Source organism: Streptomyces prunicolor (assembly GCF_045162825.1).
GTDB lineage: Bacteria > Actinomycetota > Actinomycetes > Streptomycetales > Streptomycetaceae > Streptomyces > Streptomyces prunicolor.
In genome coordinates this window covers 1,520,608-1,544,143 of sequence record NZ_CP108676.1, presented here as the reverse complement: position 1 = coordinate 1,544,143, position 23,536 = coordinate 1,520,608, and the positions used below count along the sequence as shown (strand labels likewise).

Genomic DNA, 23,536 nt, shown 5'->3' with positions numbered 1-23,536 from the left:
CCTCGCCGCCCTCGGTACGGGGCCAACCAGCCCCCGTTCACGGTGACTTACAGGGACGCGGTACGCGTCCTGCGGCGGTACACGGCGAACGCCGTGGTCGCTCCCACCGCCGTGAGCAGACCGGCGCCGATCGCGACCGGCAGAGCCGTGGAGGAGTCGCTGCTGGCGGCGACGTTCTGCGCCTTCAGGTCCTGGACGTACGCCGGGTACGGGGCCTTCGTGGCCGTCGACGACGTCTGCGTGTAGTGCGGGATCCGCTTCACCGACTTCACCGAGCCGTTCGCGTTCAGCAGCACCTGCTTGTTGTTGGGGTGCCGGAAGTCGAACATGCCGCCGAGGGTGCCGGCCCGCTGGTCGAAGGATGCGTCACCGATGCGGCCGGTGTGCCAGTTGTCCTCGATGAACTGCGTGATCGACGCCTGCTCGGTGGCGGTGTGGTCGATCTTGTTGACCTTGCTGTACGGCGAGATGACCAGCAGCGGCTGCCGGGTACCGGGACCGCAGCGGTCCGCGTAACCGCCCTTCGCGGCCGGACCCGCCTGGCAGGCCGGGCTGTCCGTGGCCTTGCTGTTGGAGCCGACGGTCGAGTCCTTCGAGCCGTTGAGCACCTTCGCGGAGACGTGGTCGTACCAGCCGTCGGAGTCGTCGTAGGCGAGCACGACCGCCGTCGACTTCCACTCGGGCGACTTCTGAAGGGCGTTGATCTCCTTGATCAGGAAATTCTGCTCGTCGGTCGGGTCCGAGTAACCGGCGTGCCCGTCCTGGTACTCGGCCGCCTTCAGGAAGCTCACCGCCGGAAGGTTGTCGGCCTTCAGCGCGGCGTCGAAGTCGGTCAGGTCGTAGTTGTGGTTCGCCCGGCCGTTGTGCCCGATCTCGGCGACGGACTTCGGCGCCAAGTGGTGCGGGTTCGACGTCGACTTGTAGTACTCGAACGGCTCGTGGTGCGCGCTGTAGTCCTCCGACGCCGCGCCGCCCACGTTGGTGTGGGTGGTGCCGGCGCACTGCGCGTAGTCACCGCTCTTGCCGTCCCACGCGGTGCTGGGCCGGAAGCCGCCCTGGAACCAACCCCAGCTCACGTTCTTGGAGTTGAGCAGGTCACCGATGTTCTTGCCCTGCATCTCCGCGAGCGCGCTGGTCGCGGTGTGGTCCTTGTCGGAGCAGTCGTCGAAGGCAGGGTCGGGGTCGTTGATGACCGTGCCGACACCCTTGGCGTTCGGGGAGACCACGGCGTACGAGTCCGGGGTCGTCGTCTGCTTCGGGTTCTCGGTGCCGGAGGCAGGGTCGACGGAGATCACGCCGTGCGTCTGACCCGATATCAGGTTCAGCGCGCCGGGCGTCGAGGGACCGTAATTCGAGCTGAACGAACGGTCGTTGAGGGCGTACTGCTGGGCGTAGTTCCACATGCCCGTGACGGTGTTGCCGTCGTAGTAGTCCATCACCAGGCCGGGCTCACCGAAGAGGCCCGTGCACTTGTTGACCTCGGTGTTCTCGACGTACTTGTCGGCCTTGCCGCCGTTGGCCGCGTACTGCTCGGGGCCGTAGGAGTGGTTCTGGTCGCAGGTCATCGCCTGCGAACTGCTCAGCCGCGTCGGCGTGTAGAGGTTCGGGTTCTTCTTCAGCAGCCCGGCGTTGAGCAGGTTGTCGGCCTTCGGCGTGTGCGCCGCGGCCTTGAACTTCGTGCCGTCGGTGTTCGCGGCCTGGGGGTAGGTGGCGAAGTAGTGGTCGAACGAGATGTTCTCGTCGTAGATCACGACCACGTGCTTGATCGGCGTCGAGGTGTGCGTGCCGCCCGAGGGCTGATGGCCGTTCGAGGCCGCCGACGCGGGGACCGCCCCGCCCGCGGTGGCCAGGGCCGCGGCGCCGAGCAGGGCGCCCACGCGCGTCAACCGGCGCCGTGCACCGGGGTTTCTTCCTTTGCCGATCATGCTGTCTCGCCTTCCGGGAGCAGTGGTTCTGCTGCCACACCGTCCATGGCCGTGGCACCTACCGCCGTAGCCTGGGCAATGGTGACGGCGGGGCGGGGGAGCGGCAATGACGTGAGAGCGAATGTCCGGTCAGGAAATTCTCATGGTCTGTTGGCCTGTTCTTGACCCGTGTCTCAGATCGGCGCTGTCGCGAGTCTGAGGTGCCTCAGGTCAGCAGGGTGCGCCCCAGCCAGTCGGACGCGTCCCGCACCCCGGGCAGCGCGAAGAAGTAGCCGCCGCCGTACGGCGAGATGTAGTCGACCAGCGGTTCACCGGCCAGCCGCTTCTGCACGTTCTCGAACTGCCGGGCCAGGTCCTGCTGGTAGCAGCAGAACAGCAGCCCCATGTCGAGGTTGCCGTTGCTGTCCATGCCCCGGTCGTAGTTGTAGCCGCGACGTAGGATGCGCTGGTCCGCGCTCTGCGTGGTGCGCGGGTTGGCGAGCCGGATGTGGCTGTCGAGCGGGATCACATCGCCCTGCGGGTCCTGCGCGAAGTTCGGGGTGTCCTTCTCGTGCCGCCCGTCCAGCGGGGCGCCGGTGTCCCGGGCGCGGCCGAACATCCGCTCCTGCTCGGTGATCGAGACCCGGTCCCAGAACTCCACCAACATCCGTATGAGTCTTACGACTTGATAGCTGCCGCCGGTCGCCCAGTCCGGTTCGCCGCCGCTACTGCCCACCCACACAAGGTCGTTCATCGCGCGCGCGTCGGTCACCTCCGGGTTGGCGATGCCGTCCTTGAAGCCGAGGTGGTTGCGCGGGGTGCCCGAGGGACGCGGCGGACTGATGAACCCGTCCGTCCGCCACCGCACTTGGAGCCCGCCGCGCGTGTGCCGGGTGACATCGCGCAGCGCGTGCAGCACGGTGTCCGCGCTGTCGGCGCAGAACTGCACGCTCAGATCGCCGTGACACCAGGCGGAGTTGAGATCGTCGTCGGGGAACGACGGCATCGCGGTCAGCCGACGGGGTGTGAGCTTCGCGAGCCCATAGCGCTCGTCGAAGAGGGACGCCCCGACGCCGACCGTGACGCTCAGCCGGTCGGCGGGGAGGTCCGGGCCGAGCGTGCCCGAATCGGCGGGCGGGGCGGTGATGCCCAGGTCGGCCGGGCTGCCACCGGCGGTCAGGAAACGGGCCCGGTCGGTCAACGTCCTGAGCAGGTCGGTGAGTTCGGACTTGTCCTCGGCAGTGGTGTCGAAGGACACGAACGCCGTGGCGCGCTGCGCCGGGGTGACGATCCCGGCCTGATGAACTCCGTGGAAGGGGACGGTCGTGGCCGGCGTCTGCACGGCAGCCGCGGCGGCACCGCGATCGGCGGCGACAAGACCGCCACCGGCCACAGCTGCCGCACTCGCCAGGAAACCCCGGCGGCCCACCTCGTATCCGCGCTTCACGCGGTCCTCCGTACGTCCGTGAGGGCGGCCACGTCGGCCAGCCGCTCGACCAGTCCACCGAGGTCGGCGTCGACCTTCTCCCGCTGCGGACGCGAGAGTTGGGAGAGCGGTGTCCACTTTCCGGAGCGGTCGAGGCCGTCCAGGGTGTGCTGCGCCCGGTCCATCCAGTCGCCGAGTTCAGCGAACCCCGCGTCACGCGTCCTCAGCAGCGGGCCCAGGTATCCGAGCAGCACGCGGGTGCCGTCGAGATTGGCGCGGGCGGTGGCCAGATTGGTCCCGCTGCCGTAGTCGGTGCGGCCGGTCAGCTCGAACTGCACGGTGTTCTCCAGGATCTCGTGCGCACGCAGACCGGTGTCGGCCGGATCCATCCGCTGGGCGGGCCAGCTGGTCTCCAACGCGTGGACGTCCTTGGCGAGTTGATCGGCGGGACCGCGCAGCCCGCTCGCCGACTCGCCGTGCCACAGCCCGTACTCGACCCGGTGGAACCCGGTGAACCCGGCGTCGTGCACCCCGTCAGCGAGCCCGGCCGTGGTGCCGTTGATCGCCCCGTCGGAGTCGCCGAACGTGCCGTAGGCGGCGCCCATCCGCTCATAGACGAGATGCGCGGGCAGCCAGGCCTTCCGGGCGGCGGCGAGGTCACCTCGATCGACGGCGGCCCGCAACACGTCGGTCTTCCGGGCGAGTTCGACGGTTCGGGCCTGAATCCACTTCTGGTAGGCGAGCGTCGGCGGGATCAGCTCCTGCTGGGTGATCGGCACAGCGGCCGGTCCGCTTTTCACCTTCGAGCCGGTGATCCGCACGGTGGGTCCGCTCACGGCGTCGGCGTCGTCGGGCAGACACTTGAAGGCGTACGACCCGTTCCCGAGGGTGACTCCGAGCGGCCGGACGGTCCCCGGCGCCAGCCCTTCGACCTCGCCGTAGACCGCACCGGTCTTCGCGTCGGTCAGATACACCTCGGCCGCCGTACTGGACGTGTTGTGCAGCTCGAAGACCTGGTGGCCGGCCTGCGGGTGCGTCCAGCCACTCCCGCACCCGGAGGTCGCGACCTCGACGGTGGTGTGCGGGAGCCCGCCGGCGGCAGCGGTGGCCTTTCCGTCCGATCCGGCGCCGCGGGCCGTGAGCACTCCGGCTCCCACCGCCGCTACGGCGACCAGGGCACCGGCCGCGAGCAGCACGGTGCGGCGGCGGGAGGTACGGGGCTGGTCGGTACGGGGTTCGGGTGTGGGCGGGGTCAGCTCCGAGGCCGGTGTCGGACCGGGCTCGGCATCGGCTTCGGCGCCGCGCGCGGTTTCGGGCACGCCGGGCCTCCAGAGGGGAGTCGTACGAAAGATGGCGGTACCAGCGATCTTATGAGGGCGCTATGGCCCCCACCGCGTCCCTTGACTCTGTTCTGACCGGAGGGCGGGCGAGAATTCGCCCGGGGTTCACCGGACGGTCCGTGACCGCCACGGTGCGGTGTGCAGGGGTGCACGGTGGGCTACGGCCGGTCGGGGTCTGCGGTGAGACCGAGGTCGACGCTCCCTGTGAGTGCTGTGAGTGCTGTGAGTGCTGTGAGTGCTGCGAGTGCTGCGAGTGGTGCAAGGGCGTGGGCACCCGTCGCCGTCGGACCGAACGGGTGGCGACAGCCGGTCCCCGGGAACAACCCGGGCCCGCTCGGCGCTGCTCCTGATACCTCGCCGGGTACTCAGGGAAGGGTCGTGGAGGAGATGAATCGGTCAGGGCAGGAGCCGCTCCCGCCGTCAGGTGAAGCACCGTTGGTGACTACTTGCGGCCGACAGGTCGCGGTGAAGCGACTGCTGTTGGCGATCCCGGAACGGCCGATCAGCCGGGTCACCCTGGACGTGGGCCCGGTCGTGCGCGGCGAGCCCGGACTCTGGGCCTCACTGACCGTCGCCGAGGCCCGCGACCTGGCCCGCCGCCTCCTCGCCCAGGCCGCTCTGGCCGACAGCGGTACCGGTACCGGTACTCCTGCGGAGCAGGGCGCTGCGGGTAAGTAGCCGCTGTCGTACGGGAGTTACGCGTATCCCGGCGGGCGCGGCTGGACCGACCTCCGTGCGTGGATCCAGCCGAGCCCCACACCTCACGTTTCTCGGGCCAGTGCCTTCCTGCGGAGCAGAGCGCGGCCGGTAAGTGGACGCTGCCGCAGGGGAGTTACCCGCCTCCCTGCGGGCCTGGCTGGACCGACCACCGACCCCCGTCCGTCGATCCAGCCAACCCCGACAGCTCGCGCGGACTCACGCCCCTTGCGTCAGCACCTTCTCCAACGTGCCCAAGGCCGACCGGAGTTCGTCCGCCGTGATGGTCAGCGGCGGCGCCAGTCGAATCGTCGAGCCGTGGGTGTCCTTGGCCAACACGCCCCCGCGCATGAGCCGTTCGCTGATCTCGCGCCCCGTGCCGATCGCCGGGTCGACGTCGACGCCCGCCCACAGGCCCCGCGCGCGGAAACCGACCACGCCCTTGCCGACCAGCTCGGTCAGTCCGTCGCGCAGCACGACACCCAACTCCGTTGCCCTGCGCTGGAATTCACCGGTCTCCAGGAGTTCGACGACCGCCGTGCCGACCGCCGCGGCGAGCGGGTTGCCGCCGAACGTCGAACCGTGCTCGCCCGGGCGCAGTACCCCCAGTACCTCTCGGCGCGCGACCACCGCCGACACCGGCACGATCCCACCGCCCAGCGCCTTGCCGAGCAGGAGTACGTCCGGCACGACACCCTCGTGCTCGACCGCGAGCGTGCGGCCCGTGCGGCCCAGCCCCGACTGGATCTCGTCGGCGATGAACAAGCAGCCCTTGCGGCGGGTCAGTTCACGCACACCGGCCAGATAGCCCGCGTCCGGAATGATCACCCCGGCCTCGCCCTGGATGGGCTCGATCAGTACCGCCGCCGTCGTCTCGTCGACCGCCGCCTCCAGCGCGGCGAGGTCGTTGTACGGCACGATCCGGAAACCGGGAGTGAAGGGACCGAAGCCCGCCCGCGCCGTCTCGTCCGTCGAGAAGCTGACGATCGTCGTCGTACGGCCGTGGAAGTTCTCCGCCGCGACGACGATGGTCGCCTGGTCGGCCGGGACGCCCTTCACGTCGTAGGCCCATTTGCGGGCCACCTTGATGCCGCTCTCGACCGCCTCCGCGCCGGTGTTCATCGGCAGCACCATGTCGAGCCCGGTCAACTCCGCGAGCCGCTCGGCGAATTCGGCGAGCTTGTCGTTGTGGAAGGCGCGGGAGGTGAGGGTCAGCTGGTCGAGCTGGCGGTGGGCGGCCTCGATCAACACCGGGTGTCGGTGACCGAAGTTGAGGGCCGAGTAGCCCGCGAGCATGTCGAGGTAGCGGCGGCCCTCGACGTCCTCCACCCAGGTGCCCTCGGCGCGGGCGACGACCACCGGCAGCGGGTGGTAGTTGTGCGCGAGGACCGGCTCCTCGGCGCGGATGAGGTCGGCGGACGTACGGGCACTGGCGGGTGCGGTCATGAGCGGATCTCCTGGGTGCAGCACTTGATGCCGCCGCCGGCTTTGTGGAACTCCGACAGGTCGACGGGGACGGGGACGTAACCGTGGTCGGCGAGGCGCGAGGCCAGTGCCTCGGCCTGGGGCGCGATGAAGACGTGCAGGCCGTCCGACACGGAGTTGAGGCCGAATGTCATCGCGTCCTCACGGGTCGCGAGCACCGCGTCGGGGAACAGTCGCGCCAGCACCTCGCGGCTACCCGGCGAGAACGCGTCCGGGTAGTAGCAGATGTTGTCCTCGTCGAGCACGAACAGCGCCGTGTCCAGATGGTAGAAGTACGGGTCGATCAGCGTCAGGCTGATCACCGGGACGCCGAAGAACTCCTGCACCTCGCGATGGGCCTCGCGGGTCGTACGGAAGCCGGTGCCGGCCAGCACATAGCGGCCGGTCGGGATCAGGTCGCCCTCGCCCTCGCTCACGGACTCGGGGCGGTAGACGTCGTAGCCCGCCGCCTTGAACCACGTGTCGTAGTGGATGGACTCGGGACGCCGCTCGGGCGCGTGGAAGAGGGAGCCGAAGACGCGGCCGTCGACGACGACCGCCGAGTTCGCGGCGAAGACCATGTCCGGGAGGCCGGCCACCGGGGTCAGGGTGTCCACGGTGTGGCCGTGGGAGCGGTAGGCGCTGATCAGCGTCTGCCACTGCTCCTGGGCGAGGTCCACGTCGACCTGGGCATCGGGATGCATCCAGGGATTGATCGCGTACTGCACGGCGAAGTGTCTGGGTTCGCAGACGAGAAAGCGCCGCCGGCGCCGCACACGGGTGTCGGGCACAGAGGGGTCCCTCCGCTTCCTTTGATGACGACTGGGGTTGACACCACGGTAGGAAGAGACCAATACGCGCGACAAGCGATGAAGGCTGCGTGTCTGCGCAGGAATGCTGCGTCTTTGGCGGCTTCAGCGCACGTCTGGTGCGCTCTCCGGTGCGGGGTGGGTGGCGCCCGCCTCCGGGCTTTCCGGGAGGAGGTGGGACAGCACCATCACGCTGATCGTCTTCCGGATGAACGGCTCCTGCCGGATGCGCTCCAGGACCTCCTCGAAGTGGTCCACATCCGTCGCCCGTACGTGCAGCAGCGCGTCCGCGCCCCCGGTCACCGTCATCGCCGCCGTGATCTCCGGATGGTTGCGCACCACCTCCGCGAGCCGCCTGGGGGGCGCGGCGCCCTCGCAGTACACCTCCACGTACGCCTCCGTGCGCCAGCCGAGCGCGGACGGTTGCACCGTCGCCGTGAACCCGGTGATCACACCCGTCTCGCGCAACCGGTCCACGCGCCGCTTCACCGCCGTCGAGGACAGCCCGATGGCCGCGCCGATCTCGGCGAAACTGGTCCTGGCGTTCGCCATCAACGCGGTGATGATCTTGCGGTCGAGATCGTCGAACGGAGTGGTCCTGCTGCTCATGCCCGCACTGTATCCAGCGCGAACGTCCACGCCCGGCACATGTCCAGGCGTACGAATTGCTCCTAGACTCCACGTTCATGCTGCGCGCCCTCGCCGTCGACGACGAACGCCCCTCGCTGGAGGAGTTGCTGTACCTGCTCAACGCCGATCCACGCATCGGCAGCGCGGAGGGCGCGGGCGACGCGACCGAGGCGCTGCGCCGCATCAACAGGGCCCTGGAATCGGGCCCGGACGGACCGGAAGCCATCGACGTGGTGTTCCTGGACATCCAGATGCCCGGCCTCGACGGCCTCGACATGGCACGGCTGCTGACGGGATTCGCGCAGCCGCCGCTCGTCGTGTTCGTCACCGCGCACGAGGACTTCGCCGTACAGGCCTTCGATCTCAAGGCAGTTGACTACGTCCTGAAGCCCGTCCGCAAGGAACGGCTCGCCGAGGCCGTGCGCCGGGCCGCCGAACTCGGCGGCTCCGCACCGCGGATACCCGTGCACGAACCCGACCCCGACCACATCGCCGTCGAACTCGGCGGCGTCACGCGCTTCGTGACCGTCGACGACATCACCCACGTCGAGGCCCAGGGCGACTACGCCCGCCTGCACACCGACCGGGGCAGCCATCTCGTCCGCATCCCGCTGTCCACCCTGGAGGATCGCTGGCGCGCCCGCGGCTTCGTCCGCATCCACCGCCGCCACCTCGTCGCCCTCCGCCACATCGGCGAACTCCGCCTGGACGCAGGGACGGTGAGCGTTCTCGTGGGCGGCGAGGAACTCCAGGTCAGCCGCCGCCACACCCGCGAACTGCGGGACCTGCTGATGCGGAGATCATGACGATGCCCCAAGACCCCACCGAACGCAGGGTTGTCGTCACCGGCCCGCTCCGCCGCACCCGCCGTGCCTCGGGCTACTCCCGCCCCCGCACCGAGATCGACGAACAGACCACCCTCGGCCACACCTACGTCCGCTCCCTCATGCGCACCCAACTCCGCGCCGCCCTAACGGTGTTCGGGGTCCTGGTCCTCCTGGTCGGCCCGCTGCCCCTCGTCTTCGCGGCGACCCCCGACTCCCACCGCCTCGAATGGCTGGTCCTCGGCTTCTGCCTCTACGCCCCACTCGTCCTCCTCGCCCTCTGGTACGTGCGCCGCGCCGAACGCAACGAACGCGACTTCGTCCGCCTCGTCGAGGACCGCTGACCCGGTGAACTCCAGTTACGCGGTACCGGCGGTGGCCCTCGTCGTCGTGGCCACGGTCCTCGTCGGCGCCTTCGGCCTGCGCATCTCCCGCACCACCTCCGACTTCTACGTCGCCTCCCGCACGGTCGGCCCCCGCCTCAACGCGGCCGCGATCAGCGGCGAATACCTCTCCGCCGCCTCGTTCCTGGGCATCGCGGGACTGGTCCTGGTCCAGGGCCCCGACATGCTCTGGTACCCGGTCGGCTACACCGCCGGATATCTGGTGCTCCTGCTGTTCGTCGCCGCCCCGCTGCGCCGCTCCGGCGCCTACACCCTCCCCGACTTCGCCGAGGCCCGCCTCGCCTCGCACGCCGTACGACGCCTCGCGGGAGCCTTCGTCGTCGGGGTCGGCTGGCTGTACCTGCTGCCCCAACTCCAGGGCGCGGGGCTGACGTTGACCGTCCTCACCGGCGCGCCCGACTCACTCGGCGGCCTGATCGTCGCCGTCGTGGTCGTCGCCACCGTCGCGGCCGGCGGCATGCGCAGCATCACCTTCGTGCAGGCCTTCCAGTACTGGCTGAAGCTCACCGCGCTGCTCGTCCCCGCCCTCTTCCTGGTCCTCGCCTGGCAGAGCGACGGAGCACCCCGACGCGCCTTCGAGGAACCGGCAACGTTCCGTGAACAGCGGGCAGTTCGGGTCGACGAGACGCTCGACCTCAGGATCGACGGACCCCTCACGGTCACGGTCACCGGCAAGGTCGACGGCCACGTACACGACGCGACGAAGCTCCAACTCCCCACCGGCACCCACCACATCGAACGCGGCACCCGCCTCACCTTCGCCAAGGGCGCACCGGTGCCCGTCGCCGACCGCGGCACCAACGGCGGCATGTCGACCTCGCTGGCCGCGAGCCGCGAGGAACGCCCGCTGTACGCGACGTACGGCCTCATCCTGGCCACCTTCCTCGGCACCATGGGCCTCCCGCACGTCGTCGTCCGCTTCTACACCAGCCCGCACGGAGTCGCCGCCCGCCGCACCACGGTCGCCGTCCTCGGCCTGATCGGCGCCTTCTACCTCCTCCCGCCCGTCTACGGCGCCCTCGGACGCCTGTACACCCCCGAACTCACCCTCACCGGCGACGCCGACGCGGCCGTACTCCTGCTGCCCGACCGCATGATCGGCGGAGTCGGCGGCGATCTGCTCGGCGCGCTGGTCGCGGGCGGCGCCTTCGCCGCGTTCCTGTCCACCGCGTCGGGGCTGACCATGGCCGTGGCCGGGGTCCTCACCCAGGACGTGCTTCCGTCGCGCGGGGTACGGCACTTCAGGCTCGGCACGGTCCTCGCCATGGTCGTACCGCTGGTGGCGAGCGTGCTGGTCGGCGGGCTGCCCGTCGCCGACGCCGTGGGACTCGCGTTCGCGGTGTCGGCGTCCTCCTTCTGCCCGTTGCTGGTCCTCGGCATCTGGTGGACCCGGCTCACCCCGCCCGGTGCGGCGGCCGGGATGCTGGTCGGCGGCGGGTCGGCGTTCGTCGCGGTGGCCGCGACCATGGCGGGCTTCCCGGGCACGGGCCCGCTGCACGCCCTGCTCGCCTGGCCCGCGCTCTGGTCGGTGCCGCTGGGGTTCCTCACGATGGTGCTGGTGTCGCTGGCGACCCCGGGCCGGGTGCCGACGGGGACGGCGGCGATCCTGGCCCGGTTCCATCTGCCGGAGGAACTGCGGGCGGAGGTGAAGGCGTGACGAAAACCAAAGGGAGCCTTCGCGACACCGTGAACGGATCGCCCAACTGCCCTACGGAGACGGCCACATGAGCGGATTCCTGGCCGGCCTCTGCGTCGCCGTACTCCCCCTGCTCACCGCCGGCTTCTGGCTCGGGCGGCGCACCGCGCGGCACGAGAGCCTCGGCGGGCTCGGCACCCCCGTCGAGCACGCCACCTTCCAGACCCTGCACACAGCGTCCCTCGCCGCACCCCCGCTGCGCGCCGGCCTCACCGGGGAGACAGCCCGCCGCTCGGCCCGCAGACTGCGTACGCTGCTCGGCACCGACGCGCTCTGCCTGACCGACCAGAAGCAGGTCCTCGCCTGGGACGGCATCGGCGACCACCACCGCGCCGAGATCATGGAACGCCTCGCGGGCCCCCTGGAGACCGGCCGCGGCGAGGCGTTCCGGCTCACCTGCTACGCCCCCGACTGCCCGTTGCGCTGGGCGGTGGTCGCCCCGCTCACCGTCGACGACCGGGTCCACGGCGCGCTGGTCGCTTGCGCCCCGCGCGAGTCCGCCGTCCTCGTCCGGGCCGCCGGAGAGGTCGCCCGCTGGGTCTCCGTACAGCTTGAGTTGGCGGATCTGGACCAGTCCCGCACCCGCCTGATCGAGGCCGAGATCAAGGCACTTCGGGCCCAGATCTCCCCGCACTTCATCTTCAACTCGCTCGCGGTGATCGCCTCGTTCGTCCGCACCGACCCGGAGCGCGCCCGTGAACTGCTCCTGGAATTCGCCGACTTCACCCGCTACTCGTTCCGCAGGCACGGCGACTTCACGACCCTCGCCGACGAACTCCACGCCATCGACCACTACTTGGCACTCGTCCGGGCGCGCTTCGGTGAGCGCCTCTCGGTCACCCTGCAGATCGCCCCCGAAGTACTGCCGGTCGCGCTCCCGTTCCTCTGCCTGCAACCGCTCGTCGAGAACGCCGTCAAACACGGCCTGGAGGGCAAGGCCGACAAGAGCCACATCAGCATCACCGCACAGGACGCGGGCGCCGAGGCACTCGTCGTCATCGAGGACGACGGCACCGGCATGGATCCCGACCTGCTGCGCCGCATCCTGGCGGGCGAGGTCAGCCCCTCGGGCGGCATCGGCCTGTCCAACGTCGACGACCGGCTCCGCCAGGTCTACGGCGACGACTACGGCCTCGTCATCGAGACCGCCGTAGGAGCGGGCATGAAGATCACCGCCCGGCTGCCGAAGTACCAGCCGGGCGTGCACTCGGCGAGCCGGCGGAGTGAGCCGTAGCGGCCGTCAGGTGCTGCGCGTGGCGGCCATCCCGAGGGTGATCAGCCCGAGCACGACCCAGCCGAACCACAGCCAGCCGTTACTGCCGAGCGCCACCGTGTAGGCCGTCACCACCACCAGACCGCCGACGGTGATCACCCCCATGGTCTTCGTGGAACCGGGCATCGCAACACCCTCCTCATGGTTCGGTCCCCTCCATGGTGCCCCCGTTCTGCTTCCGAACGGCGCACACGACGAAATGTGTGCCCGACTTCCACGGTCCCTGACTCGTCCAGGAGGCGGCCTCGTACACCGAAGGATCGAAGCCGTAGTCGGCCGGCGGCACGTCCCGGGCGCACGCAGCGTCCGACCGCGTACGGGCCTGGGCCGGCGTGACGCCCACGCCCAACCGGGTGAACCCGAGCACCACCTGATCGTGCTTGCCCGCGCAGGAGACCAGGCTCGCGGCCCGGTCCGAGGGCACGTCAAGACAGTCCCGCTTCTGCATGGTCGACGTGTCCGCGAAACGCGACCCCATGGCCCGGTGGCTGCCGAGAGGCCCGTAGACCGGCCCGTGCGCGCCCAGCACCAGACACGCGGTGCGATGCCCGGCGGCCGCGAAACCCGCGTCGGTCGGTACGACGGCGAAGCCCCGTACGTCCGCGAGCTTCTCCCGCATCTCCTGCGTCCGCTGCGCACACCGGTCCGCCCCGACCTTGCGCGCCTCGCCGGCAGAGGCCGTGGACACGAACGCCATCACCTGACCGTCGGGTATCGAGTTGCGGCACGTGGGGTCGAGGGCGAGCCGGGGTGTCCCGTCGAACCGCTTCCCGCCGGGCCAGTCGGCGGTGACACAGTCCCCGTCCTTGAGCGGCGCGGCGAGCCCGATGGCCGTGCCGTATGGCGGGCTGTCCTTGCCCGTGTCGGTGGTGTCGCCGGGTGGCTGGTGGGCCATGGCGTACCAGACGCCGCCCAGGGCGAGGACGAGCCCGAGCAGGCACGCGAGGACGGGCCGCAGAAGGCGGGAGCGCGGGCGCCGGCGCCGGCCGCTGGGGGAGTGCGAGGGAGCCGGCCCGGCGACGAAAGGCGCCGGCTCCGGAACCGCCTGCCCCTCCCACGGCGACGGCGAGCCCAGGTCGGTCTGCGTCCGGGCGTACGACCCCGCCCCCGGGTCCGTCTGCGGCGTCACGATCCGCGCCAGCGCCGCCTCGGCCTCCGCCGCCGGAATCCGCCGTAGCGGATCCTTCTCCAGCATCGCGTGGAGCACCGGAGCCAGGGCGCCCGCGCGGACCGGAGGCAGCGGGTCCTCCATGACCACCGCGGTGATCTCGGCGAGCGGGGTCTCGCGGACGAAGGGGCCGTGGCCCTCGACGGCGTGGTAGAGCGTGCAGCCCAGTGAGAACAGGTCGGCCGCGGCGGTCGGCGGCCCGCCCGTGGCCCGCTCCGGCGCCAGATATCCCGCCGTACCGACGAGCACGGACGTCAGCGTGTACCGCGTCTCCCCGGCGTCCGGCTGCACCGAGATGCCGTAGTCGGTGAGCAGGACGCGGGCGTACGGCGAACCGGTGCGGTCCGGCGCGAGCAGGATGTTCGCCGGTTTCACGTCCCGGTGCATCACGCCCCGCTGGTGTCCGGCGGTCAGCGCGTCGAGTACGGCGAGCCCGATGCGGGCGCACTCCGCGGGGGCCAGCGAACCGTGCCGGCCGACCATGTCGCGCAGGTCGACGGCGTCCGCCACGTACTCCATGACGATCCACGGCAGCCCCTCGTGCTCCAGCACGTCATGGACGGTCACCACATGGGGGTGCCCGCGCAGCCCCGCCGCGTTCCGCGCCTCGGCCCGGGCCCGCGCGACCCGGGCCTCCCGCTCGGCCTCGGCGTAGGCCGGGTTGCTGAACACGATCTCCTTGAGCGCGACTTCACAGGCCAGCCGCTGGTCATGTGCGAGCCACACATGTCCCATTCCGCCACTGCCCAGCCGGTTCAGCAGGAGATAACGACCGGCGATGACCCGGCCCACGCCCGAGGTCGGCGATCCCTGTGGCATCCGGAGGCTCCTTCCGGGTCCGCGTCACGTCTCGGTGGCGGTGAGGGTGGGCGTGCCGGTCACCGGGTCGCCGGTGACCGGGGCGCGGCTCGTCACGGAGGTGCTGGTGGTCACGGGAGCGCTCGTCACCGGGGCGCTGCTGGTGACCGGTGTGCTCGCCGAGGGCGGGTCGGTGACCACCGTGGGCGAGTCGGGCGTAGGAGAACTGCCGGACGGTGAACTGCTCGGCGGCGGGGGTTTGATCGCGGGCGAGGACGGGGGTGGCGACGAGGGCGGGGGCGAGGAGGTGGGCGGCGCAGGCGTGGACGTGGATGGTGGCGCCGTGGAGGTCGGCGGGCTCAGGGTCGGTCCGGAAGTCGTCGGCTCGGAGGTCGTCGGACTCGGGGGAGTGGAAGGAGCGCCGCCACTCGTCCCACCGGCCACGCTCAGCCGCACATACTCCCCGAACCGCAGCTCGGTCCCGGCCGGCGGATCGGTCGCGGTGACCTTCGAGTCGTCGGACGGCGGCGCGCTCCCGCTGTACCCGACGGCCAGCCCGCTGCTCACCAGTTGCTGCCGGGCCTGCCCGAACGTCGCCCCGGTCAGGTCCGGTACGGCGTGCCGCTGCCGGGTGTCGAAGGCGGTGTCGTGCTTGCCGGCCGTGCCGATCGGACGCTCGATACCGCGGTCGGGATCACCGATGTCGACGAGGACGAGCCGCCCCATCCTCTGCGCGGCCGGACGCACGGCCACGACCGAGGACGCCTTGTATCCGCTCCACTTCTTGTTGCCGTCGGCGAACTTGACGGAAATCCGACTCGCGTCGCCCTTGAAGGGCCGCAGCGGATTTCCGCACGAGCACTTCGCGGCGGGTTCCCCCTGCTCGTCGACGAGAATCGCGATTCCCGCCTGGAGAAGAGAGTTGTAGGGCGTGGCCTTTCCCTTTTTGTAGTCGTGGTTCTGTACGAGAGTGTCGTGACGGAGGAGTACGGGTGTGAGCCGATCCAGATAGGCCGGTATCTGGTCCGTGGTGATACCCAGCACACCCGACCACGCGACCGCCTTCTGGTGGTTCGCGGGATCGGTCAGAAACCTCTTGAGCTTCGCCACGTCACAGACGGTCGGCTTCTTGGTGCCGCCGTACAGACCGGGTGTGTCCCCTTGCTGCAACGTGCCCTGCACCGGCAGCGAACGCACCACGGCGTCCTGCCCCAGTCCCTGTTTCTCGTCGAAGAAAGGCGCGAGCGACGGAACTCCGGTGGCGACGGCCTTCACGGCGAACGCGTGTGCGCTTCCACCGCATCCACTCACGACCAGGACGCAGACGAGCAGCACGGCGATCCTGCGGATCACCGAAATTCCGGTCCTTTGCACAACTGCGCGAATTGTCATTACCGCTCCCCCCGGTGGCGGTTACCCCAACGCGCTTTATGCTACTGAACGAAATTGCCGCTCAGTTGCCGCATGTGTTCAATTGCCTCGTGCGTTCAATGAGGCCAAATAGGCGTTGTACGCCGCGAGTTCCTTGTCGCCGTCCCGGTCGGCGGCCCGGTCCTGCCGCTTGGCCTGCCGCTGTTCCGAGCTGTACCACTGGAACAGCAGGGCGATCAGCACCAGCACGGACGGGACCTCGCTGAACGCCCAGGCGATACCGCCGGCCGCGTTCTGATCGGAGAGCGCGTCGATGCCGAGCGAGGCGGGCGGGTTCTTGAACGTCTCGACCATCGGCTCGGACGCCATCATCAACGCGATGCCGAAGAACGCGTGGAACGGCATCCCGGCGAACAGCTCCAACATGCGCATCAGATAACCGGGCCGACTCGGCCCCGGGTCCACACCCATGATCGGCCAGAAGAACACCACACCCACGGCGAGGAAGTGCACCATCATCGCGATGTGCCCGGTCTTCGACCCCATCAGGAAATCGAAGATCGGCGTGAAGTACAGCGCGTACAGGCTCGCGATGAACAGCGGGATCGTGAACACCGGATGCGTGATGATCTTCATGTACCGGCTGTGCAGGAACATCAACAGCAGCTCACGGGGCCCCTTGCGCCCCCGGGCCGCCGGAGGCAGCGCACGCAGGGCCAGGGTGACCGGAGCGCCGAGCAGCAACAGGATCGGCGTCAACATGCTGATGACCATGTGCTGCACCATGTGCACGCTGAACATGACCATGCCGTAGTCATTGAGCTTGGTGCACATCACCAGCCCGATGGTCAGCACACCGATGACGAAAGAGATCGTCCGCCCCACAGGCCACGAGTCCCCCCGCCGCCGCAACCGCACGACCCCCCACCCGTACAGCCCGAGCCCGAGCAGGCAGGCGATCAGGAAGAACGGGTCGGCCGACCACTCAAGCCCGCGCGCAAAGGTGAACGGCGGCAGATCCATGGTCATACCGTGCCCGCCGTGATCCATCGAACGGCTCCTGATTCGTGGGGGTTGTGCGTTGTCTGTCCGCACCAGAGTAGAACTGCCCCCGGTCACTTCTACGACTGGGGGCAAGTGGTCCTACCTAAGGGCGCGGGGAACTGCGCAACCAGCCCCCACGACCCGCACCCGACGAACTACCGGAGACCGCTCAGAGAACGCACTCAGCCTCTTCATACCGATCAGCAGGAACCGTCTTCAACGTCTCCACCGCATCGGCCAACGACACCATCACGATGTCGGTCCCCTGAAGCGCGGTCATCTTCCCGAACTCCCCCCGATGCGCGGCCTCCACCGCATGCCACCCAAACCGAGTGGCAAGCACACGGTCATACGCGGTCGGAGTCCCCCCACGCTGCACATGCCCAAGAATCACCGGCCGCGCTTCCTTGCCGAGCCGCTCCTCCAGCTCGATGGACAGCTGCCGTGCGATCCCCGCGAAGCGCTCATGGCCGTAGACGTCCTTCTTGCCCTCGTCGAAGTCCATGGACCCCGCACGCGGCTTGGCGCCCTCCGCCGCAACCACTATCGCGAACCGCTTGCCCGCCTCGAAGCGTTCGCCGACGCGGGCGGCCAACTCCTCGATGTCGAAGGGCCGTTCAGGTACGACGATGGCGTGCGCGCCGGCCGCCATGCCGGAGTGGAGCGCGATCCAGCCGGTGTGGCGGCCCATGACCTCCACGACGAGGACGCGCTGGTGGGACTCGGCGGTCGTCTTGAGCCGGTCGAGCGCTTCCGTCGCGACACCGACCGCCGTGTCGAAGCCGAAGGTGACGTCCGTGACGGCGATGTCGTTGTCGATGGTCTTGGGGACGCCGACGATCGGGAGACCGGCGTCGTACATCAGCTTGGCAGCCTTGAGTGTGCCCTCGCCGCCGATCGGGATGATCGCGTCGAGGCCGAGCTCCTCGACATGCCCTCGGGCCCGCTCGACGCCGTCCCGGAGCTGGGAGGGCTGGACGCGGGAGGAACCGAGGATGGTGCCGCCGCGAGCGAGGATGCCGCTCACCGCGTCGAGGTCGAGCTTGAGGTAGTCGCACTCCAGGAGGCCCTTCCAGCCGTCCCGGAAGCCGATGACCTCGTCGCCGTGGTCGACGACGGCGCGGTGCACGACGGACCGGATGACGGCGTTCAGGCCGGGGCAGTCGCCGCCGGACGTGAGGACACCAATGCGCATAGCCCGAAAGAACCTTCTCGACGTGGACCGGGACCGGACCACGTTGTCCGGTATGAACCCCGCCACCCTAGCGGCAGAAGGGGGCGGGGTCGTAGCGTGCGTCCGCCTGCTGGACGACCCCGCTCACCTGCGCGGACGAGCCGTCAGACGGGCTGGTTGCCGGTATCCGAAGAGGAGCTGGACAGCAGGGTCAGGCAGGCTGCTGAGCTGCGGTGATGCGCTCGTTGCGGAGCGCCTCGTACCAGCGGTCGTCGATCGGCGGCAGCGCGTTCACATCGAGGGCCAGCTTCAGCAGCAGGTCCGCGATCAGCGGGTTGCGGGCGAGTACGGGCCCGTGCATGTACGTCCCGAACACGGTGTCGTTGTACGCGCCCTCCGTGCCGTCGCCCGTGCCGTTGCCCTTGCCGAGCCGTACCTGCGCGAACGGGCGGGCGGTGGGGCCGAGATGGGTGACGCCCTGGTGGTTCTCGAAGCCGGTCAGCTGGGGCAGGCCCAGGCGCGCGTCGATGTCGCCGAGGACGTCACCGACGCACCGCTCACCCTCGCCGCGGGTCGACACCACGTCGAGCAGGCCGAGGCCGGGCTCGCGCTGGCCGAGGTCGTTGATGAACTCGTGGCCGAGGATCTGGTAGCCGGCGCACACCGAGAAGACGATCGCGCCGTTGCCGACCGCCCGGTGCAGGCCGCCGTCACGGCGCAGTCGCTCCGCCGCGAGCCGCTGCGGGCGGTCCTCGCCGCCGCCGATCAGGTAGATGTCGCCCGAGGTCGGGATGGGCTGGTCGCTGCGCACGTCCAGCCGGGCCACGTCGAGGCCGCGCTGCCGCGCCCGGCGTTCCACGACCAGGGCGTTGCCCTGGTCGCCGTAGGTGCTCAGCAGGTCCGGGTAGATCCACACCAGACGCAGCTGGTTGTCGCTCATGGTCAATTCGTCCTCTGAGTCTCAGTTGCCGACGCGGCGGCGCAGGTCTTGGAACGCGGTGTAGTTCGCGATGACCTCGATGCGGCCGGGCGGCGCCTGCTGCACGGCCTGGTCGAGGTTGTCGCAGACCTGGAAGTGTTGGCCCGCCACTTCCAGTCGGACCGCGAGGTCCAGCTTGCGGTCGCCCACGACGAAGATGGGGTGGCCGGTCAGTCGGGTGTAGTCGACGTCCCACAGCCACGAGGTGTCGGTGCCGTCGGCGCCGCGCGCGTTCACCGAGAGGATCACCGGGGTCGGCGGCGGATCGATCAGGCTGAACGTTTCGAGCCAGCCCGCCGGGTTCTTCGCCAGCAGCAGCCGCAGGTCGCGCTGCATGAACTGGACGACGTCATAGCGTCCGGCGACGGCCTGCACCCGGTACATGCGCTCCAGGGCGACCTGCGGCGGCACCCCGAACACGGCGGCGACGGCGGCCGAGGAGGCGGCGTTGGCCTTGTTGGCGCGCCCCGGCAGCTGGAGGTGAATGGGCCAGGCGGAGCCGTGCGGATCAAGCACATGATCCCCGGAGAGCGCCCAACTCGGCGTAGGCCGCCGGAAGCCGCACTCGCCACAGAACCAGTCGTCACCGGGCCGCTGCATCACGCCACCGCAGGACGGGCAGGACCAGGCGTCGTCCTTCCACATCTGCCCGGCGGCGACCCAGATCACGTTGGGGGAGGAGGAAGCGGCCCACACGACCAACGGGTCGTCGGCATTGGCGACGACGACGGCCTTGGAACCCGACAGCCCCTCACGCCAGTTCTCCGCGAGCATGCGGGTCTCGGCCGCGCGGTCCAACTGGTCGCGGGAGAGGTTGAGCAGGGCGATGCACTTGGGGTCGGTGTCACGGGCGACGCCGGCGAGGTACTTCTCGTCGACCTCGATGACACCGAACTTGGCGGCCGAGCCGCCGGCCAGCGCCGAGGTGATACCGGCGGGCATGTTGGCACCGAGCGCGTTCGAGACGACTTCTCCGGCGGCCCCGAGGGCCTCGGCGATCAAACGCGTCGTCGTGGTCTTGCCGTTGGTGGCCGAGACGAGCGTCACGTCCAGGTTCTGTGCGAGCCGGGCGAGCAGGTCGGGGTCGAGTTTGAGTGCCACTCGGCCGCCGATCACCGATCCGCTGCCCCGCCCCGCGGCACGCGATGCCGCCGCGACCGCCTTGCCCGCCGTCACGGCCAGCTTGGCCCGCGGCGTGAGCGGGTCCGAGTTGCCTGCCATCAGTTCTCGATCCTCCTTGCGTACGCGCCGCGCCTCTGCCTCCGGCAACGTGGTGTGGACCTCAGCCTATCGAGATCCTTATCGGTGCCCGAACCGCGGCACCGCGAACCCCTCGCGGCGGGCGTGCGCCGTAGAGAACCGTACCCTTGCGGCCATGCGATACGGCTCCATCCCGGGCGCCCACGGGCGAGTCCGCCCCCTCACCCTGCTCGGCGACCCATTGCTTCACACCTCCTGCGCGGAAGTAACAGACTTCGGCCCGGAACTCGCCCGCCTCGTCGAGGACTTGTTCGCGACGATGTACGCGGCCCAGGGGGTCGGCCTCGCCGCGAACCAAGTAGGCGAATCCCTACGGGTCTTCGTCTACGACTGCCCCGACGACGAGGACACCCGCCACCTCGGCCATGTGGTCAACCCACGCCTGGTGGAGACGGACGGTGTGGTGTTGCGGGGACCGGAGGGGTGTCTGTCCCTGCCGGGCCTGGAGGCGGGAACGGAGCGCTACGACCACGCGGTGGTCGAGGGTTTCACGGTGGCGGGAGAACCCATGACCGTGCACGGCACCGGTTGGTTCGCACGGTGCTTGCAGCACGAGTGCGACCACGTGGAGGGCACGGTCTACGCGGACCGCGTGACGGGCTGGCGCCACAACCGCTTGATGCGACAAGTGAGCCGAGCCTCTTGGCATGGGTCAGGGTGACGCTTTTAGTACTCCAGTTGCAGATCGCGATCTTCATGCCTGAGCGGCTTGTTGCTGGTAGTGGCTGGTCTGGGATCGAGCCTGGTGGCGGCGTCGCCATTGGGACCAGAGGAGCCGGTGGGCAGTGTCGTGGACGAGCCGGACGACAAGCGCGTTGAACAGGCGCTGGATCTCGTTGCAGGTGAGCGGTATCAGCTCGTCCGGCCCGGGATGGCGGGCGTGTTCGTCGGCGCGGACGACAGCGAGGAAAGCATGGACGAGCATCGCGAGAGTGACCCAGCGGTGCCAGGACGTCCAGCGTCTGACCTGGTGTTCGTCCAGTCCGGCGAGGCCCTTGCCGGACTGGAAGGTCTCCTCAACCGTCCATCTGCGTCCGGCGACCTGCACCAGGGTGGACAGCGATACATGGGTGGCCGAATAGCAGCAGTAGAAGGCGAGTTCACCGGTGCGCCGGTTGCGGCGCACGAGCAGCTGGTGGTGGCCGGGCCGGTCGTCGGCGATGTCTGCCAGGGCCCAGTCGCAAAAGCGGTGGCCCTTGGTTCCGGCTCCGGCGGAGAGTTTCTGCCAGGCCCGCCTCGGCAGCCTCTTGACCAGGGTGTCGGCGCGGAACTTGCCTGCGTGGGTGGCGATCTGGTGGTCACGGGCAACGGCGAGTACGTAACCGACTTGCCGTTGCTCGAGTGCGGTCCGCAGGTGCGGGTTGCCCCCGTAGACCTCGTCGCCGGCTACCCAGGACGCGGGGACGCCAGCGTGCAGGGCGCGGCCGATCATGCGAGCGGCGAGTGCGGGCTTCGTGGCAAGCCGACAGTGTCGGGTATCCCGGCGGCCTTGCAGCGGGCCGTGTCCTCGATCCAGGAACGGGGGACGTACAGTTCCCGGTCGATCGCCGCGTGTCCGCGCCGGGTGGAGTAGGCGAGATAGACGGCGACCTGGCTGTTCTCGATGCGTCCTGCGGTCCCGGTGTACTGGCGCTGCACACCGACCGTGGCGGTGCCCTTCTTGAGGTCACCGGTCTCGTCGACGACCAGCACCGCCGCGGTGTCGTGCAGTTGCCCGACGACGAAGCCGCGGATGTCGTCGCGTACCGCGTCAGCGTCCCACTGGGCCCTCGACAGCAGGTGCTGCAAGCCGTACGGGTTCGCGTCCCCGACGTACTCGGCGAGCGTCCAGCAGTTCTTGCGCGGCAGGTCAGACAACAATCCGAGCACGAACGCCCGTGCCCGGCGCCGTGGTTCCACCCGGACGAACCTTCCCGCGATACGGCCCATCAGGACCTCGAACGTCTCCTGCCAGCGGCCGGGATCTATGCTGTGGCCCGCGGCCGCCGTCTGATCTTCTGTCTTCACACACCGATGATCAACGGCGGCTGTCTGTTCTCAACGAAGTCAGTCGCAGTCTCATCCAATCCAGTCGACACGAGTCGGGCCACGCCGACTGGTTTCGGTGAGAGCACACGGGCCATCGGCGTGGCCTGCGGAGGGGGACGTCACGCGCCACTGAGGATGAGCGCGCCCAGCGTGATCTGAGCGCCCCACTGCAGCAGGACGACCCCCACCCTGGCGCCCGTCCACCTGGCTCGGGGCCACACCAGTGCCAGAAGACCGGCCGCGAGGGCGCCCCAGAAGCAGCCGTAGAGGGCCTCGCCCGGGACCGTCGAGCACTGCTCGCCGTACGTCAGGCAGCGGCCGCCGCGATAGGTGCTGAGTACGGCGATCCACGCGACGACGACGGTCGGCACGAGCAGGACGAGTCCGGCGACGGACCATCTGGTGACGACGCGCGCTGCGCCGGGCTGCGGAGCGGGGTTCATGTCCTCATCCCAGCGCATCGCCCCGCGTGTGGTGATCCGGTCGCGTACTCAACTCCCCTGAGCACACATGCTCAATGCGTCCCCCCGCGATCGCCACCCATGAGTACCGGGCGTCGGGCACCATTCCCGCGCTGGGGGAGACGGAGAAGCCAGCCGTATCCCGACTGGATTGGATGAGACAGGGACTGGCTTCTGTGAGAACGGACAGCTGCCGTACCCGTTCGCAGACTGGCCCCGACCAGCAAGGGTCCTGTGCCATCGAAGTTCGACCATCAGCCGAGGTAGTTCGCGCGCCCCTCGTCGTCGAGCTCGAAGGGGCCCTCAGGGATGATGCAGAACTCATTGCCCTCGGGGTCCGCCATCACCAGGAACCCACCGCCGGCGTACTGCTCCAGCCTGTGCCCTCCGAGCATCTCGATCCGTTGCTGCTCGGCGGCGGGATCGGGAGAGGTGACGTCGAAGTGCATCCGGTTTTTGCTCGACTTGGGTTCGGCAGTTCGCTGAAAACCCAGACCCAGGCCGTTCTCCCGCCGCAGCCACACGTATGGGCCCATACGTCCCACGACCGGCCTGCCGAGCAGTTCGGACCAGAACGCAGCGAGCCGCTCGGGGTCTGTGGCATCGACGATGAGGGCATTGATCTGCAGAGATGAGTCCGCCATGCCCCGGTCCTCTCAAACGGGCGCTCAGCAGCGGCTGTGACCAGCGGAAATCAGACTTCGATGAGCGAGCTGCCCTGCAGTCAGACTTCGGCGGTATCCACTCAAGGCGCGAGGCACAGGACAGCAAGATCGCGATCTACAGC

Annotated in this window: 21 protein-coding genes and 1 pseudogene; 6 read left to right on the top strand and 16 right to left on the bottom strand. The window is 69.5% G+C overall.

What is annotated here, in order from left to right; translation table 11 throughout:
- Window positions 1-47: 47 nt before the first annotated feature.
- The 3 genes from OG588_RS06950 to OG588_RS06940 all read right to left on the bottom strand — a co-directional run bounded on the left by OG588_RS06950 (window position 48) and on the right by OG588_RS06940 (window position 4,649).
- Entirely contained in the window at window positions 48-1,925 is a 1,878-nt protein-coding gene (locus OG588_RS06950; RefSeq protein ID WP_405946517.1) for a phospholipase C, read from the bottom strand.
- Window positions 1,926-2,130: 205 nt separating this feature from the next.
- Window positions 2,131-3,351 (bottom strand): iron uptake transporter deferrochelatase/peroxidase subunit, encoded by a 1,221-nt coding sequence (efeB, locus tag OG588_RS06945; RefSeq protein WP_405946516.1) that lies wholly within the window; start codon window positions 3,349-3,351, stop codon window positions 2,131-2,133.
- Complete coding sequence (locus OG588_RS06940; RefSeq protein ID WP_405946515.1) at window positions 3,348-4,649, bottom strand: EfeM/EfeO family lipoprotein; 1,302 nt, start codon at window positions 4,647-4,649, stop codon at window positions 3,348-3,350. The genes efeB and OG588_RS06940 overlap by 4 nt, the downstream gene beginning before the upstream one ends.
- Before the next feature lie 459 nt (window positions 4,650-5,108).
- Between OG588_RS06940 and OG588_RS06935 the strand changes: the two genes are divergently transcribed.
- On the top strand, window positions 5,109-5,348 hold the full coding sequence (locus OG588_RS06935; protein ID WP_405946514.1) for a hypothetical protein: 240 nt from the start codon (window positions 5,109-5,111) through the stop codon (window positions 5,346-5,348).
- A 237-nt stretch (window positions 5,349-5,585) separates the two neighbouring features.
- Here OG588_RS06935 and rocD read toward each other — a convergent pair whose 3' ends face one another.
- The 3 genes from rocD to OG588_RS06920 form a co-directional block, all read right to left on the bottom strand.
- Window positions 5,586-6,812, bottom strand: coding sequence for an ornithine--oxo-acid transaminase (gene rocD / locus OG588_RS06930; RefSeq protein ID WP_405946513.1), 1,227 nt, complete (start codon window positions 6,810-6,812; stop codon window positions 5,586-5,588).
- Complete coding sequence (gene ddaH / locus OG588_RS06925) at window positions 6,809-7,621, bottom strand: dimethylargininase (protein WP_405946512.1); 813 nt, start codon at window positions 7,619-7,621, stop codon at window positions 6,809-6,811. Before ddaH ends, rocD begins: the two co-directional genes overlap by 4 nt.
- 123 nt (window positions 7,622-7,744) lie before the next feature.
- A complete protein-coding gene (locus OG588_RS06920; RefSeq protein WP_366094184.1) occupies window positions 7,745-8,248 on the bottom strand; it encodes an Lrp/AsnC family transcriptional regulator in 504 nt (167 codons plus the stop codon).
- 77 nt (window positions 8,249-8,325) lie between these two features.
- Between OG588_RS06920 and OG588_RS06915 the strand changes: the two genes are divergently transcribed.
- The 4 genes from OG588_RS06915 to OG588_RS06900 all read left to right on the top strand — a co-directional run bounded on the left by OG588_RS06915 (window position 8,326) and on the right by OG588_RS06900 (window position 12,427).
- Entirely contained in the window at window positions 8,326-9,075 is a 750-nt protein-coding gene (locus OG588_RS06915; protein WP_405946511.1) for a LytR/AlgR family response regulator transcription factor, read from the top strand.
- A 2-nt stretch (window positions 9,076-9,077) separates the two neighbouring features.
- Entirely contained in the window at window positions 9,078-9,437 is a 360-nt protein-coding gene (locus OG588_RS06910; protein WP_405953064.1) for a hypothetical protein, read from the top strand.
- Between the two features lie 4 nt (window positions 9,438-9,441).
- Complete coding sequence (locus tag OG588_RS06905; RefSeq protein WP_405946510.1) at window positions 9,442-11,154, top strand: cation acetate symporter; 1,713 nt, start codon at window positions 9,442-9,444, stop codon at window positions 11,152-11,154.
- 67 nt (window positions 11,155-11,221) lie between these two features.
- Window positions 11,222-12,427, top strand: a complete 1,206-nt coding sequence (locus OG588_RS06900; protein ID WP_405946509.1) for a sensor histidine kinase — start codon at window positions 11,222-11,224, stop codon at window positions 12,425-12,427.
- Window positions 12,428-12,433: 6 nt separating this feature from the next.
- Here the strand turns inward: OG588_RS06900 and OG588_RS06895 are convergent, their stop codons facing one another.
- The 7 genes from OG588_RS06895 to OG588_RS06865 all read right to left on the bottom strand — a co-directional run bounded on the left by OG588_RS06895 (window position 12,434) and on the right by OG588_RS06865 (window position 20,221).
- Window positions 12,434-12,592: a hypothetical protein gene (locus OG588_RS06895; RefSeq protein ID WP_019059551.1), complete on the bottom strand. Its 159-nt coding sequence runs from the start codon at window positions 12,590-12,592 to the stop codon at window positions 12,434-12,436.
- Between the two features lie 13 nt (window positions 12,593-12,605).
- Window positions 12,606-14,453: a protein kinase domain-containing protein gene (locus OG588_RS06890; protein ID WP_405946508.1), complete on the bottom strand. Its 1,848-nt coding sequence runs from the start codon at window positions 14,451-14,453 to the stop codon at window positions 12,606-12,608.
- Between the two features lie 24 nt (window positions 14,454-14,477).
- Window positions 14,478-15,785, bottom strand: a complete 1,308-nt coding sequence (locus OG588_RS06885; RefSeq protein ID WP_405946507.1) for a DUF6777 domain-containing protein — start codon at window positions 15,783-15,785, stop codon at window positions 14,478-14,480.
- Between the two features lie 117 nt (window positions 15,786-15,902).
- Window positions 15,903-16,853: a cytochrome c oxidase assembly protein gene (locus OG588_RS06880; RefSeq protein WP_405946506.1), complete on the bottom strand. Its 951-nt coding sequence runs from the start codon at window positions 16,851-16,853 to the stop codon at window positions 15,903-15,905.
- Window positions 16,854-17,016: 163 nt separating this feature from the next.
- Window positions 17,017-18,042, bottom strand: a complete 1,026-nt coding sequence (locus OG588_RS06875) for a 6-phosphofructokinase (RefSeq protein ID WP_405946505.1) — start codon at window positions 18,040-18,042, stop codon at window positions 17,017-17,019.
- 190 nt (window positions 18,043-18,232) lie between these two features.
- Window positions 18,233-18,961: a type 1 glutamine amidotransferase gene (locus OG588_RS06870; protein ID WP_033278256.1), complete on the bottom strand. Its 729-nt coding sequence runs from the start codon at window positions 18,959-18,961 to the stop codon at window positions 18,233-18,235.
- Window positions 18,962-18,982: 21 nt separating this feature from the next.
- The gene (locus OG588_RS06865) at window positions 18,983-20,221 is read right to left on the bottom strand and encodes a MurT ligase domain-containing protein (RefSeq protein WP_405946504.1); all 1,239 of its coding nucleotides are present in this window, start codon (window positions 20,219-20,221) and stop codon (window positions 18,983-18,985) included.
- A gap of 154 nt (window positions 20,222-20,375) precedes the next feature.
- On the opposite strand from OG588_RS06865, the gene def reads away from it, so the two are divergent.
- The gene (gene def, locus OG588_RS06860) at window positions 20,376-20,921 is read left to right on the top strand and encodes a peptide deformylase (RefSeq protein WP_405946503.1); all 546 of its coding nucleotides are present in this window, start codon (window positions 20,376-20,378) and stop codon (window positions 20,919-20,921) included.
- Between the two features lie 33 nt (window positions 20,922-20,954).
- Here def and OG588_RS06855 read toward each other — a convergent pair.
- The 3 genes and pseudogenes from OG588_RS06855 to OG588_RS06845 all read right to left on the bottom strand — a co-directional run bounded on the left by OG588_RS06855 (window position 20,955) and on the right by OG588_RS06845 (window position 23,393).
- Window positions 20,955-22,189: pseudogene (locus OG588_RS06855) on the bottom strand (IS701 family transposase).
- 218 nt (window positions 22,190-22,407) lie between these two features.
- A complete protein-coding gene (locus tag OG588_RS06850; RefSeq protein ID WP_238575850.1) occupies window positions 22,408-22,731 on the bottom strand; it encodes a hypothetical protein in 324 nt (107 codons plus the stop codon).
- A gap of 272 nt (window positions 22,732-23,003) precedes the next feature.
- Window positions 23,004-23,393, bottom strand: coding sequence for a VOC family protein (locus tag OG588_RS06845; RefSeq protein ID WP_405946502.1), 390 nt, complete (start codon window positions 23,391-23,393; stop codon window positions 23,004-23,006).
- Between the last annotated feature and the right edge of the window lie 143 nt (window positions 23,394-23,536).